This is a genomic window from Advenella sp. FME57 (assembly GCF_014897675.1).
Taxonomy (GTDB): Bacteria; Pseudomonadota; Gammaproteobacteria; order Burkholderiales; family Burkholderiaceae_B; genus Advenella.
Genome location: NZ_JABUXU010000006.1, coordinates 214,598 through 228,123, shown reverse-complemented (window position 1 = coordinate 228,123; position 13,526 = coordinate 214,598). Strand labels below are relative to the sequence as shown.

The 13,526-nt window shown below is 55.6% G+C and carries 12 protein-coding genes; 10 read left to right on the top strand and 2 right to left on the bottom strand.

The window, feature by feature from the left end; translation table 11 throughout:
• Window positions 1-2 precede the first annotated feature (2 nt).
• The 4 genes from INT32_RS09375 to INT32_RS09360 are packed head-to-tail and all read left to right on the top strand — an operon-like array spanning window position 3 to window position 5,071.
• Window positions 3-1,211, top strand: a complete 1,209-nt coding sequence (locus tag INT32_RS09375; protein WP_370540203.1) for an acyl-CoA dehydrogenase family protein — start codon at window positions 3-5, stop codon at window positions 1,209-1,211.
• Window positions 1,212-1,215: 4 nt separating this feature from the next.
• Complete coding sequence (locus INT32_RS09370) at window positions 1,216-2,310, top strand: acyl-CoA dehydrogenase family protein (protein WP_193088458.1); 1,095 nt, start codon at window positions 1,216-1,218, stop codon at window positions 2,308-2,310.
• Window positions 2,307-4,427 carry an acetate--CoA ligase family protein gene (locus tag INT32_RS09365; protein ID WP_226816825.1) on the top strand — a complete coding sequence of 707 codons (2,121 nt, stop codon included), beginning with the start codon at window positions 2,307-2,309 and terminating at the stop codon, window positions 4,425-4,427. The genes INT32_RS09370 and INT32_RS09365 overlap by 4 nt, the downstream gene beginning before the upstream one ends.
• A 38-nt stretch (window positions 4,428-4,465) precedes the next feature.
• Window positions 4,466-5,071 (top strand): TetR/AcrR family transcriptional regulator, encoded by a 606-nt coding sequence (locus INT32_RS09360; protein WP_193088457.1) that lies wholly within the window; start codon window positions 4,466-4,468, stop codon window positions 5,069-5,071.
• A 283-nt stretch (window positions 5,072-5,354) separates the two neighbouring features.
• Here the strand turns inward: INT32_RS09360 and phoR are convergent, their stop codons facing one another.
• On the bottom strand, window positions 5,355-6,695 hold the full coding sequence (gene phoR, locus INT32_RS09355) for a phosphate regulon sensor histidine kinase PhoR (RefSeq protein ID WP_193088456.1): 1,341 nt from the start codon (window positions 6,693-6,695) through the stop codon (window positions 5,355-5,357).
• Between the two features lie 126 nt (window positions 6,696-6,821).
• A complete protein-coding gene (gene phoB / locus INT32_RS09350; protein WP_025371273.1) occupies window positions 6,822-7,517 on the bottom strand; it encodes a phosphate regulon transcriptional regulator PhoB in 696 nt (231 codons plus the stop codon).
• Window positions 7,518-7,636: 119 nt separating this feature from the next.
• On the opposite strand from phoB, the gene ubiE reads away from it, so the two are divergent.
• From ubiE to INT32_RS09320, 6 genes are all read left to right on the top strand, one after another.
• Window positions 7,637-8,404: a bifunctional demethylmenaquinone methyltransferase/2-methoxy-6-polyprenyl-1,4-benzoquinol methylase UbiE gene (gene ubiE, locus INT32_RS09345; RefSeq protein WP_193088455.1), complete on the top strand. Its 768-nt coding sequence runs from the start codon at window positions 7,637-7,639 to the stop codon at window positions 8,402-8,404.
• Between the two features lie 180 nt (window positions 8,405-8,584).
• Window positions 8,585-9,562 (top strand): Tim44 domain-containing protein, encoded by a 978-nt coding sequence (locus INT32_RS09340; RefSeq protein ID WP_193088454.1) that lies wholly within the window; start codon window positions 8,585-8,587, stop codon window positions 9,560-9,562.
• Between the two features lie 206 nt (window positions 9,563-9,768).
• Window positions 9,769-10,533: an ABC transporter ATP-binding protein gene (locus tag INT32_RS09335; RefSeq protein WP_193088453.1), complete on the top strand. Its 765-nt coding sequence runs from the start codon at window positions 9,769-9,771 to the stop codon at window positions 10,531-10,533.
• A 166-nt stretch (window positions 10,534-10,699) separates the two neighbouring features.
• Window positions 10,700-11,698, top strand: a complete 999-nt coding sequence (locus INT32_RS09330) for an ABC transporter substrate-binding protein (protein ID WP_193088452.1) — start codon at window positions 10,700-10,702, stop codon at window positions 11,696-11,698.
• Window positions 11,695-12,468: an ABC transporter permease subunit gene (locus tag INT32_RS09325; protein ID WP_193088451.1), complete on the top strand. Its 774-nt coding sequence runs from the start codon at window positions 11,695-11,697 to the stop codon at window positions 12,466-12,468. Before INT32_RS09330 ends, INT32_RS09325 begins: the two co-directional genes overlap by 4 nt.
• 57 nt (window positions 12,469-12,525) lie before the next feature.
• Window positions 12,526-13,380, top strand: a complete 855-nt coding sequence (locus INT32_RS09320; RefSeq protein ID WP_193088450.1) for an ABC transporter substrate-binding protein — start codon at window positions 12,526-12,528, stop codon at window positions 13,378-13,380.
• Window positions 13,381-13,526 lie beyond the last annotated feature (146 nt).

The window sequence follows — 13,526 nt, the reverse complement described above, 5'->3', positions numbered from 1 at the left end:
CTGTGCAACTGAATGAACATTATCTTTGCTTGCCATCGAGCGCAAACAATGAACAGGGTCGTTATCTGGCGTTTCAACGCGAAGTGCGTCATTTCGTTGGGCACAATTGCCCCGAAGATATCCGCGAAAAGGTGCGGGCCGGAGAAAAACTGACGCGTACGGTATATAGCCGATGGCAGCAAATCCTGCACGAACATGGCTGGGCAGCGCCTGGCTGGCCGCTCGAACATGGCGGTACCGGCTGGGACCTGCGCCAGCGCATGATATTTGAAGAGGCGATCGCAGATTTTGATTGTCCACCGCTTTATCATCATGGGTTGGGCCACATTGGGCCGGTGATTATGCAGTTTGGTACGTCCGAGCAAAAACAACACTATCTTCCCCGAATTCTCAATGGTTCTGACTGGTGGTGCCAGGGTTATTCGGAGCCAAATTCGGGCTCTGATCTGGCATCCCTGCAAACCCGCGCAGAATTGGACGGCAACCATTACATCGTGAATGGACAGAAAATCTGGACTTCTCACGCTCACGAAGCGAACGTGATCTATATGCTGGTGAGAACCTCGCGCGAAGCAAAAAAACAAGAGGGCATTACGCTGCTGCTGGTGGACATGGATACGCCGGGGATAACGGTCAAGCCGATAGAAACCATCGATGGCTGGCACCACGTTAATGAAGTGTTTTTCGAAAACGTACATGTACCGCTGACCCAACGGGTGGGGCAAGAGGGGCAGGGCTGGCAGTGCGCCAAGTATCTGCTTGAGCGCGAACGTTTGCCGCCGGCTAGCGTTGGTCAACTGGTCCGGCAATGGCGCAGAGTGACGCAATTGTTATGGACAAGTCAGCATGAACAACAGGCGAGCCATGACTACTCGGCACTGAATCAGCGTATGTTCATGTTGGCAGCACAGATAAAGGGTGCCCGGGAGATGCTGGCCGACGCAATCGACGACATGATGGAGAAAAAGCCGTTAGGTGCAAAACCCTCAGCATTGAAATTGCGATGCAGCCTGGTAGCGCAAGGGCTTAGCGAAGTGGCATTGCGGATTATCGGCCCGACCGGCAGCCAACAATTTATATCTGAGGGGTCGGACCCGACTGAATCGGGGATCTGGCTGCAGAACTATATGTTTACCCGGTCCAAGACTATTGCCGGCGGAACGACAGAAGTTCAACGAAATGTGGTCGCACGTCAATTGTTTGGAGCATGATTTGATGGGATTCGAAGCAGCAACTATTTTTCCAGGCGTTTTGTTGGAAGGCGCTGAACGTGTAGCAAAAAAAGTATCGTCATACGAGGCAGCAATACCTCCGGGCATTATCCAGGAAATGGGATGGAGTAGCACACTCATTTCCGAAAGCAATGGCGGCTATGGCGGTACGTTTGCTGATATCGGCTCTTTGCTAGAGGGCATGGCTTCCCGGGCAGTCAATCTGCCTATCATGACTCGGTGTTGCATTGTGCCTGGCATGCTTGAAGCGGCGCCCGAGCAGGAAACCGTCAGCACCTTGCTGTCGCAGATTGCCCAAGGCGTGGCGTGTATTGAACTGGCTGGATCGCTCAGCTGTCGGGAAACGCACAAGCTTGCCCAACTGTCGCCCGTCACTGATGGCTGCTGGATCCTTAGTGGTCAGCTAGATGCTTTTGAGTGGACTGAATGTTGCACACACGTATTATTTTGCGCGCTTGACACGGCTAGCCAGAAAATCAGTATTGTCCTTATCGAGGTCGAGCAATTGCCGGATCAGTCCCGCCGTTTTACCACCGTCGAGAGGCGGTGCATCAAGCAGGTTGATTTGGGATCGTTAAAAATAGCCAACCATAGCGTTCTGGCCCAGGGTGATGCCGCGTTGGCAATGCGTCAGGCAGGCTGGAAACTGGCGCAAGTGTCGGTAGCCGCAGATATTGTTTGTACCATGAACTATATGCTGGCCGAGACCGTGAGCTACTTGCAGGAGCGTAAGCAGTTTGGACAGGCATTGGCCCAGTTTCAGGTGCTTCGGCATGATGTTGCCAAACTCTATGTCAGTTTTGAAACGGGCAAGAATCTGCTAATAGCATCACTGCGTTCACTGGATGGCGCAGGTGGCAGCGACGATCTGGCAGCTTTGGATTTGCTTGGCATATATACGCGAGAACAGGCGATAGCGTTTGCACAATCGGTCATCCAGCTGCACGGCGGCATGGGCATGACCCAGGAGACCATGGCAGCGCGCATGGCTTCGCGGCTATTGGCCAGTGCATTTCGTTTTGGCGATGCGTACAGCCACGCCAAAGCACTGACTCAATTTCAGGCGGGCACCAAATGACGTCAGCTACGATGAATAGTCATTCATTGAATCAGTTCTTCAATCCACGCTCGGTTGCGATCATCGGAGCATCGTCAGACCCTGCAAAACTGGGAGGCAGGCCGATTCGGTTTTTGCTCGAAGCAGGCTATGAAGGGGATATTTATCCTATTAACCGGCGTGCCGAAACAGTGCAAGGGTTGAAAGCCTACGCTTGTCTGGCAGATATCCCCGGCGATGTTGACCAGGCGCTCATTATTGTGCCAGCGTCGGCAGCGCTAGACGCTTTGCAGGATTGCATAGCAAAAAACATCAAAGCAGTTCAGGTATTAAGTTCGGGCTTTTCAGAAGAAAGCGCGCACGGTCTTGTGCGGCAGAACCAATTGGTTGATCTGGCCAAGCGTCATGGCGTGCGATTGCTTGGCCCCAATTGCCTGGGCATCGTCAGTGTGCGAAATCGCTACTTTGCAACCTTCTCCACTGCACTGGAGGCCCTTACGCCCTCGCCTGGAGGCATCAGTTTTGCGACCCAAAGTGGTGCTTTTGGTTCCTGCGCATATGCGCAGGCCATTCAACGAGGATTGGGGATTGCGCGCATCGTTGCGACCGGCAACGAGGCTGATATTGACGTTACCGAATGCATTGATTTTCTAGCCTCGGATACGCAGACCAAAGTGATCTGTGCGGCTATCGAAGGGTGTCGTGACGGCAATCGGTTGCGCGCAGCCCTGCTCAAAGCCGCAGCGGCCGGCAAGCCGGTGGTCCTGATGAAAGTCGGCAGTTCTGTTACCGGCCAGCAGGCGGTAGCGACCCACACGGGAGCGATCGCCGGCAATGACAGGATTTTTGACGTGGTATGCCAGGAATGCGGGGCATGGCGCGCCTATTCAATTGAAGAAATGCTGGACATTGCATACGTGTGCACGCAACTGCCGTTGCCTGCGAATGATTGCGCCAGCATTATCACCGTCTCGGGTGGTATCGGTGTGCTAATGGCCGACGATGCCGAGCGTTATGGCGTAAAGGTTCCTGCTGTAAGCGAACATTTGCAGCAGCAGGCGCGCAAGGTAGTGCCATTTCTTGTCGGTGTCAATCCGCTGGATACCACCGCGCAGATCGGCGCCATCAAGCAGGGGCTGCCGGATCTGATAGACCTTGTCATTGGCGGTACCGAATTCGCCATCCATTTTATCTATTTAGCCCAGATCCCTTGCGATCCGGGCAGATTTCTTCCGCTGCTTGAGCAATTGGCAGCGATCAGGACCAATTATCCCGAACGTCTGATCGTACTGGTGGGGCCGTCGGAGGAGTCGTTACGCAAGCAGCTGGAGCAGCAAGGCCTGGTGATTTTCGCCGATCCCGGGCGGGCAATGCGAGCCGTGGCTGCGTTGTGCGAACTCAAACGGCGTTGGTTAACGCTGCATCCTGGTTTGCCTGATCCGGTTCGACCCGGCCGACATCGGCCTGATGTCGGCAAGCCTGCGCTGAACGAGTGGCAGGCCAAACGCCTGCTCGCGCAGTACGGCCTGCCGGTGCCGATAGAAGCGTTGTGTGAAAGCGCAGCCGAAGCAGTGGCCGCGTCTCGCGATATAGGCTACCCGGTAGTGGCGAAAATCGTCTCTTCGAACATTCAGCACAAGACTGAATTCGGAGGGGTTCTGCTGAATTTGCAGAATGCCGGACAAGTGCAGGAGGCATTCGAGCAGTTGCTGGAGGCAGCCGGACAATTGAGTGACAAACCGTCAATTGAGGGTGTGCTTATCGCTCCGATGATAAAAGGCGGCATCGAGACAATATTGGGCATACATATAGATCCGACGTTTGGCCCAATGGTGATGTTCGGTCTGGGTGGCGTGGCGGTCGAATTATATGACGACGTCGCTTTCGCCTCTGTGCCGTTGTCCAAAGCACGGGCTGGCCAATTGGTCCGGTCGGTGCGGGCTTGCCGGTTGCTTACCGGGTGGCGAGGCCAGAAAATGCACGATATCCAAGCGCTGGAATCTGCGCTCCTGAGCCTGTCGGACTTTGCCCAAGACTGGGCGCCGGTGCTCGAAGGCGTTGATATCAATCCGTTCGTTGTAATGGAATCCGGGACGGCTTGTCTGGATGCAGTGATCTCGTTTAGAAAGGGAACTTAGCTATAATTCACGGCTGAACCCTATAACGAGACTATTGCATGGCATCCAGAGACCCGGACCGAAGACGAAAAATATTGGAAGCGTCGCGACGTCTATTTGCGCGATACGGGTATGGTGGTGCGTCGATCAGCATGATTGCGGCTGAAACCGGCTTGACCAAAGCAGCGCTGTATCATCATTTCCCAAGCAAAGAGGCTATCTATCGCGCCAGTTCCAGGACCGGCATGGACCAATTGCTCTCTGAAGTGCAGAGCGCGGTCAGCCAGGCACAAGGCGGGGCAGAGGCGCGTTTACGCGCATTCATGCACGCTTCTGTTAACCATTACGAAAAAAACCAGGATAGCTGGATGTCGGGGTCTGCGCTCTTTTGGGGGGCGGCCTCCGATGAGGCCCGTGAGCAGATTCTGGAAGTCAGGGATGCGTACGAGGGCTTGCTCAAGCAGATTATCCGTGAGGGGATGAACGCGGGCGTCTTCAGAAGCGACCTGGAGCTGCGGCTTTCCAGCAAATTTCTGCTTTCGATTATCAATCAATTGCCTAAATGGTATCGCAGCGACGGCAAATATAGTGCCACGCAAATCATAGACATTTATCTGGACACTTATTTAAATGGCGTGCGTAGCCATCAGACGCCTGCCGAATAATGTTCACAGTATGCGTGGCAATGATATGGGCCTGGTCGGGAAGTTGATATGCCTTCCTGGCTGCGCAGGACCCGACCTCCTGACCAGTCCAGTGGTCTGCAGAAGTAGCAAATGGCATCAATAAAATCGCAGCAACAGGTCTGATCCGGCAATATTGCTGTCTGACAATTTATGGGGAGCCGGTTGGCAACTTGGACGCAGCGCCATCCCAGGCGCCCGCAACCTTGGTTGTTCTAGCGTAGTTGTGCGCACCCGCCTGGCTTCTGGTCGTGGCGCGTGCAAATTACGCCCCCGCATCCTCTACGATCTTGGCGTCATTGCTCTCGGGAGTGTGGACGACGAGGTTTTCCGGAAAAACAATCTTGAACGTGCTGCCCTTGTTGATTTCGCTATCCACAACCAGCTTGGCATTGTGCCGGATGACAATGTGCTTGGTAATGGCCAGGCCCAGACCGGTTCCGCCCGATGCGCGGGAACGACTTTTGTCTACCCGGTAAAAGCGTTCGGTAATGCGCGGAATGTCTTTCTTTTCAATACCCAGGCCCGTGTCGGTCACGCTGAAGATGGCCTCGCCATGTTCGTTGCGGGCCCAGCGTATGGTGATTTTGCCGCCTTCCGGCGTGTAGCGTACGGCGTTGGTCAGCAGGTTGGTTACCGCCGACGCCAGCTCGTTCATTTGTCCGACTACCGTCAATGCGGGATCCACGTCGAATTCGAAGGCGTGCGATTCGCGTGAGATTGACTGGGCCTGTACGGCAGCCTTGTCAATAATGGGAGCCAATTGCACGTTTGAGCCGTCGACGATCTCGGTCGATTCCAGGGTAGACAGGGTCAGCAAATCGGCCACGATCGCCAGCATCCGTTGCGCTTGCTCGTGCATCAGCTCTTCGTATTGCTTGCGCTGTTCTTTGGTTAGCGCTTCGTGCGGCAGGTCGCGCATGGTCTCAAGAAAGCCGATCAATACCGTCAGCGGGGTGCGGATTTCATGCGAAACGTTGGCAACGAAATCCCGTTGCGTGGTTTGCAGTTTTTCCAGCTGGGTAATGTCCTGGCACAGCAGCAGGTATCCTTCGTTGGCGTGCTGGGTCAGCTGAAATTGCAGGGAGCACACCTGTCCGCCGATTTCCCTGCGACTGCGCAAAGGGCGGGCCCATTGACGGCTTTGGGCGTAATCGAAAAACTCAGGCAGGCGAATGATATTGAAGATGTTGTAGCCCTTGTCTTTTTCGTAGACCAGGTCCAGCAACCGTTGGGATTGGGCGTTGCACCATTCGATCTGAAAAGACTTGTCCAGCGTGACCGCTGCAGCCGGTAGCGCCTGCGCAGCCGACAGGACGTTATTGGTCAGTTCGCGCAGCGCTGTATATTCGTTTTGGCGGGTGCGTACGTATTTATAAATTGGGGTGACGATTTCGTCATAGCTGCCCAGATCGGGTGGCGGGGCGCTGGTGGGACGGCTGGCCCACTTGAGCGTGAGCCTGTGATGGCGCTGATGTCTGGCAAGATAAACGAAACCGCACACAGCCAGCAACAGAACGCCGCTGAGCCCGCCAACAAACCACTGGAGACCCAGCGCGAGGGCAACGGCAGCAAGGTAGGCGAACAGGAGTGAGGGGCGGGGCATGATTGATTATATTCCTGAACAATGGCGTGCGCTGGCCGCCCAATCTTGAAGAAAAACACGGCGCGCCAGCAGTTGGCCAGCATCAATAATGAAAACCGGGCCCGCTATGCCGGGCCTGTTGGGCAATTAGGCCGGCAGTTTAGAGGTGAAACGATACCCGCTTCCGCGTACGGTTTCAACCAGATTATGATGATTGCTCGGCTCGAGCGCCTTGCGCAGGCGGCGGATATGCACGTCGACTGTGCGTTCTTCCAGAAATACATGGTCTCCCCAGACCTGATCGAGCAACTGGCCGCGAGTGAACACCCGCTCTGGATGTGTCATGAAAAAATGCAGCAGGCGAAATTCGGTCGGACCCAGCGGCAGGTTTGACCCATTGCCTGTGATGCGATGCGAGACCGGATCCAGCTTGAGCCCGGAGATCTCGATTTCATCGTCGGTCAGTTGGGGGGCGCGGCGACGCAGTACCGCCTTAATGCGCGCCATCAGTTCTTTGGGCGAAAAGGGCTTGGTAATGTAATCGTCGGCGCCGCTTTCGAGTCCTTCCACTTTATCGGCTTCGGAGCTCTTGGCGGTGAGCATGATAATGGGGATGTCGCGCGTACGCTCGCTGCTGCGCAAATTGCGCGCCAGATTCAGGCCAGTGGAGCCGGGCAGCATCCAGTCCAGCAGAATCAGATCGGGCAATTCCGCATTGATCAGCACCTTTGCCTGCTCGGCATCCAGCGCACGCAGCACTTTATGGCCGGCAAAGGACAGGTTGACGGAGATGAGCTCTTGAATTGCGGGTTCGTCTTCGACGACGAGAATTGTGCTGGCCATAATGAAGTAAAATTAAAAAAGTCACGCGATTGACATTAACCGGAAATACTAATCTCAATGGTATTGCCTAATTGTGTCATGTTTGTGACAATCCTGCCTACTTTTCATAAAGATTGCATATGAATTCAGAACGTCCAACGTCAGCCGGGCAATCCGGTACCACGCATTTCGGTTTCCGTACTGTCGATGAACAGGAAAAAGCCGGAAAAGTGGCGCAAGTGTTTCATTCGGTGGCGCAACGTTACGATGTGATGAATGACCTTATGTCCGGTGGCATGCACCGTCTCTGGAAAAACTTCACGATTGGACGGGCGGGCGTGCGGCCCGGCATGCGGGTGCTCGATATTGCCGGGGGCACCGGCGATCTGGCCTTGGCTTTTGCAGGCAAGGTCGGGCCAACCGGTCAGGTCTGGCATACCGATATCAATTCCTCCATGTTGCAGGTCGGGCGGGATCGCCTGATCGATAAGGGGGTGCTGCTGCCTACGGTGGTGTGCGATGCCGAACACCTGCCTTTTCCCGACGAATTTTTTGATGTGGTCACCGTTGCCTTTGGTCTGCGCAATATGACGCACAAGGACCAGGCCCTGCAACAAATGCAACGGGTGCTCAAGCCCGGCGGTAAATTGCTGGTGCTGGAGTTTTCGCGGATCGCGGCGCCACTGGCGCCTGCCTATGACTGGTATTCGTTCAATATTCTTCCCTGGCTTGGCAAAAAAGTGGCAGATGACGAAGATAGTTACCGCTATCTGGCCGAATCCATACGCATGCACCCGGATCAGGAAACGCTGGCGCAAATGATGCGCGACGCCGGTTTGCCACGGGTCAGCTATTTCAACTTGACTGCCGGAGTAGTGGCGTTGCACGAAGGCGTAAAACTGTTCTGACGCCGCGTTCTGCCTGCCCACGCGCGGGTTGCAGCACCGGCGTAGGCGTGCCGATCGGGCAGGCCGATCCTTCATTTTCCGGTCATTACAAAGTAGCTTGCATAAATATTCAGGTTTTTGTAAGATTAAATTGTTTGCTAATTTATTCATTGTGGGTCAATCCCACCGGAGCAATAATCAATGTTCAAAAAGTGGTCTAAATTTCTCGCGGCTGCGATGATTGTCGTGTCATCTGTAAGCATGCTGACTGTGACCTATGACGCTGAAGCCCGCCGCATGGGAGGCGGCAGCAGCTTTGGACGCCAGTCTTCCAGCATTACCAAGAACCGGGCTCCGGCGGCACAGGCGCCCACAGCGGTCAATCGTACTTCTGCGGCGCCAGCCAACGCGGGCGCTGCGGCACAGCGTAGTGGGTTTTCCCGTTTTCTGGGCCCTATTGCCGGTATAGCCGCTGGTCTGGGCATTGCGGCGCTGCTCTCAAGCCTGGGTCTGGGCGGAGCCATGCTTGAATTCCTGTCCAGCGCCCTTCTTATTGCCATCGTTATTTTTGGCGTTATGTTTATTGTGCGCCGTTTACGCGGTGGTCAGGCCCGTCCGGCCTTCCAGGGCGCCTCGCCCATGCAGCGACAGTCCGGTGCTCCGGCACCAGGCTCACGGCATCAGTACTCCGGGCAGGATACTGCCAGTGGTGGCACGCAGCAGCACAGTGGCCTGTCTGCCACAGACTTTTCCGGCAATGCGCAGGCAGCGGCCGAACCAGAAGACAAAAGCTGGTTTATCCCGGGCGATTTTGACACGCCAACCTTTCTGCAAACCGCCAAGAAGCAGTTCGTGACCATTCAGGGTTTGTGGGACAAGGGCGATATTGAAGATCTCAAGAACTATCTGACCGAAGATCTGGTTGCAGAGCTGTCTCCGCAAATTACCAGCCGTGCCGGACAAAGCCAGACTGAAGTCGTGCTGCTCAATGCGGAACTGCTTGGTATTGAGCAGGTTCAGGATGGTCATCTTGCCTCAGTGCGCTTTTCCGGCATGTTGCGTGAAGACGCGCAGGAAGCCGCCTTCCGCTTCGAGGAAGTATGGAACCTGTACAAGGAAAACAATTCCGGCTGGCTGCTGGCGGGCATTCAGCAGATTCCGGTGGATAACGCTTCCTGACCGTACTTTAAAACAACCGCCGGCAATGTCAGCCGGCACGCTGGGCGTGATCATGGTTTCGTGATCACGCCTTGTTGTTTGTGGCAGAGCAAGTCTGATGACTGCTGTTTATTGTTAATAACTAATAGCTATATAAAAATAAATACTAATTATTTTTTCTCTTAAGAAGATTTGGTTATAGTGTCAGATCGTATAGGGAAAATACCGTGAATCTTAGCTTCAACAATGTTTATAAGCAGTTCGGTTCGCTTTCGGTCGTTGAGAATTTCAGCGCCGACTTTCGCTCGGGCGAGATTGTTGCCCTGGTCGGGCCTTCCGGTTCAGGCAAATCCACGCTGTTGCACATGGCTGCCGGCCTGGAGAGCACCACATCGGGCAATATCGATACCGATTCGCAGCCTGTGACCAAGCCGGATCCCAGCCGCACGCTGGTATTCCAGGAACATGCGCTATATCCGTGGCTGACGCTAAAGCAGAACGTTGCCATGGCATTGGAGTTTCAGCAGGTGGCCCGCAAGCAGGCTTACGAGCGCGCCGCGACGTGGCTGCAACGCGTGGGCCTGGATGGATTCGAACATTATTATCCGCACCAGGTGTCGGGAGGAATGCGTCAGCGCGCAGCGCTGGCCCGTGCGTTCATTGCCGAGCCGGAAGTGCTTTTGCTGGATGAGCCCTTCGGCGCGCTGGATGCGCTGACCAGGCTCAGTCTTCAGGATGTGTTGCTTGATCTGGTGGAGCAAGCCAGGCCGACCGTGCTGCTGGTAACGCATGATGTGGACGAAGCCCTGTTCCTGGCCGACCGGGTCATGGTGTTCAGCGCAAGGCCTGCCACGGTGCTCAAGGAATTCAATCTGAGCCACCGGTCACGTTCGCACGATCTGTCTGATCTTGCAGCGGAAAAACGAGAAATTCTTAGCCTGCTGGGTATTGCGGTCACGCATGAACCCAAGCCGGTCGAAATGGTTGCTTGAGCGTGGCGCTGCAGGCGCTGATGCGGTCTTTTTTGAGCGCTCAGTCATCTGTGTATCGTGGCAGGTGTAGGCAAGCAGATTCGGCAGGCAGACTGCAAGGCATCCGCAAGCGGGCAGTATGTGAGTCAATAACAAAAAACAGTCAAATTTTTAGAGAGAGTCAGAGATGAATATTCGTAAATGGACCGCATTGCCCCTGGTGGCTTCGCTGTTGCTTTCAGGTGCGGCCATGGCGGCCGACAAGCTCAAGGTAGGTTATCTGCGGGTGATGGACGATGCGCAGGCGATCGTCGCTCACGAGGGTGAATTCTACAAAAAACAGGGCCTGGACACTGATCTGATGGAGTTCAAGTCTGGTACCGATCTGGTCAAGGCCATTATTGGCGGCCAGGTCGATGTGGGTGTACTTGGCTTTACCAATGCCATCTCCTGGGCTTCTCGTGGCGCAGACCTGAAGGTTGTGGCCGGTGCGCAGCGCGGCTACCACTCGCTGGTCGTGCGTGATGATGCCGGTATTAATACCGTGGCCGACCTGAAAGGTAAAACACTGGCTTCACAAAGCCAGGGTAGCACTGCCGACACCGTCTTGCGCGGTGTGGTATTTAAGCAAGCGGGTCTGGCTGACGGCGATGTCAGCGTCATGGGCGTGAGTCCCGCAGTCGCGGTACAGTCGCTGGTGGGCAATCGGGTGAATGCTGCGTTTCTTTTCGAACCGTATGACCGGATTGCGCAACTGGTTGCGCCTGTCAAGCAGATCTATGAAGTTGGCCAAAACTGGCCCTTTCCCTGCATGGTCGTGATTACTTCCGGCAAAGTGCTGGAGGCTCGCAAGGATGATATCTGGAAGGCGCTGGATGCCCAGCAGCAGGCAATCGAACTGCTTGAAAAACAACCGGCCCAGGCGTCCAAACTGATCGCCAGTTACTTTATCGCCGAACCAACCCTGAAGACCCTTAAGCAGGGTGAGCTGGCGCGCGAGACCGTGATCGAAGACGCGATCAAGACCCAGGAATTTACGCCTACGGTGACAGACAAGGATATTGAGCGGATGACTGAGCTGGCTCGTATCATGGAGCGTGACGGTTCCCTGAAAACCAGGGATGGCAAGCCATTTGACGTTAACACTGTGCTGGATCTTGAATGGCAGAAGGCACGTAAACTGTGAGCAACAACACCCGGATCGGCGGCTTCAAAAAGCCGCTGGCGGTGATGCTGGCCATCGCTTTCATTCTTCTGGTCTGGCAATTGGTCGCACTGACGCTGCCAGACTTTCTCATGCCCGGCATTCTGCCAGTGCTCGAGCGCTTGTCCGAAAGCATTCGTAGTGGTGAATTCTATAGCGGCCTGGCAGGTTCTCTGGCGCGTCTTGGCACCGGTTACGGCATTGCGCTGATCTGTGGCATCGCCTTCGGCCTGCTGGCGGCCAGTCTGAATTTCTTTCGCGAGGTGCTGCGCAACGTGATTGTGATTCTGCAGTCGCTGCCCAGCATTGCCTGGGTGCCGCTGTTTCTGATCGTCTGGGGCTTTGGCAACAAACCCATGATTGTCGTGGTGGCGCTGGCTGCATTTTTCCCGGCTGCGCTCAGCGTCATGAACGCCACCGAATCGGTGCACAAAGTGCATATTTCTGCAGCGCGCGTCATGGGGGCCAGTCGCTGGGGCCTGGTAAGGCGGGTCTATCTGCCTGCGGTCATGCCCGAGCTGATTACCGGCGCGCAATTGGCCTTCGGCAATGCATGGCGCGCGCTGATCTCCGTGGAAATGCTGGTCGATTTCGGTAAGGGTCTTGGCCGTTCGCTGAGTTTTGCAGGCGATACCGGCGATATGACAGGTGTGATGGCCAATATTCTGGTTATCGCCATTCTGGCAGCGCTTATCGATCAGCTGATCCTGGAGCGTATCAAGCACCGCCTGCTGCGTTACCAATACGTCTGAGTCACGCAATACCCTATCCTGTGAGTCCCGCTGCCTGGCGGGACGGGAAGATGCATCATGACCCTGCTGTCCATCCGATCTGTCCTGCGTGCAGTGCTCCTCCTAGCCTGTGCCGAGGCATGGATGCCTGCTACCGCCACCACCGCTGCTTCTGTTGTTAGCGATGTCGCCGGCCTATTTCCCCAGGCAGTATCCCGAGGCGCCCTGCGCGTGGCGGTGGTCCATGTCACGCCTGCTGCAGCACCGGGCGCCAAGGTCAGGACCGAAGACAGGCTTGATACGCCTGCCGTCAAGGCGCTTGCCACGACCCTGAATCTGCCGACACAGCTGGTTCAGCTTGCGCCTGACCAGGCAGCAAAGGCATTGGCAGAAGGCGGCATCGATCTGGCCCTCTACAGCCTGCCGGCAGATGCAGCCAACAGGCGCGGTGTGACGCTTGTTCCTACCAGCTATCGCACGTACCCCAAGGCGGTCATCCGCAGCGACACGCAAATCCGCTCGCGGGCCGATTTAGCCGGGCGCACCGTTTGCATCGCCCGCACCGCAGAGCACGCGGCTGCTGAAGCGACGCAGGCGGGGGCAACCTTGCTGCCCTTTGCCGTTCCTTCGGATGCGCTGGTCGCGGTACGCGAAGGCAAATGTGATCTGGGACTGATTGACCAGACGGCCTGGCAACCTTTGATGCATTATCCCGAATGGAAAAAATTTTCCGCCACGCTTGAGCTGGCCAATGCGCCCCGTACGCTGACCTGGCTGGTTGCGGCCGAAAACACACGTGAAGCGCAATGGCTGCGAGCCCGAATGCAACAGTGGGACAGGGCAGGGCAATGGGCGGCGTTCAGTAAAAAGTGGGCGACTGATGTGGCCTTTGACGTCTATCTGGATCAGGAAGTACCCGACTGTCATAGCTGAACGCTCACGGTGCGGAGGCTGGATTTGACCCAAGGCGCCGCTGTGATACATGCGCGACAGTACCCACAAGCTTAAAACGGGTCGGATTCAGCACGAAAAGGGTACACTATCGGATTCAGAATCTTGCGTGGTCTACCGGATTTTTT

Excerpts from the sequence above, each read along its gene's own strand:
- INT32_RS09370 (WP_193088458.1), top strand. The coding sequence starts at position 1,216 with ATGGGATTCGAAGCAGCAACTATTTTTCCAGGCGTTTTGTTGGAAGGC.
- INT32_RS09365 (WP_226816825.1), top strand. The coding sequence starts at position 2,307 with ATGACGTCAGCTACGATGAATAGTCATTCATTGAATCAGTTCTTCAAT.
- INT32_RS09360 (WP_193088457.1), top strand. The coding sequence starts at position 4,466 with ATGGCATCCAGAGACCCGGACCGAAGACGAAAAATATTGGAAGCGTCG.
- phoR (WP_193088456.1), bottom strand. The coding sequence starts at position 6,695 with ATGCCCCGCCCCTCACTCCTGTTCGCCTACCTTGCTGCCGTTGCCCTC.
- phoB (WP_025371273.1), bottom strand. The coding sequence starts at position 7,517 with ATGGCCAGCACAATTCTCGTCGTCGAAGACGAACCCGCAATTCAAGAG.
- ubiE (WP_193088455.1), top strand. The coding sequence starts at position 7,637 with ATGAATTCAGAACGTCCAACGTCAGCCGGGCAATCCGGTACCACGCAT.
- INT32_RS09340 (WP_193088454.1), top strand. The coding sequence starts at position 8,585 with ATGTTCAAAAAGTGGTCTAAATTTCTCGCGGCTGCGATGATTGTCGTG.
- INT32_RS09330 (WP_193088452.1), top strand. The coding sequence starts at position 10,700 with ATGAATATTCGTAAATGGACCGCATTGCCCCTGGTGGCTTCGCTGTTG.
- INT32_RS09320 (WP_193088450.1), top strand. The coding sequence starts at position 12,526 with ATGACCCTGCTGTCCATCCGATCTGTCCTGCGTGCAGTGCTCCTCCTA.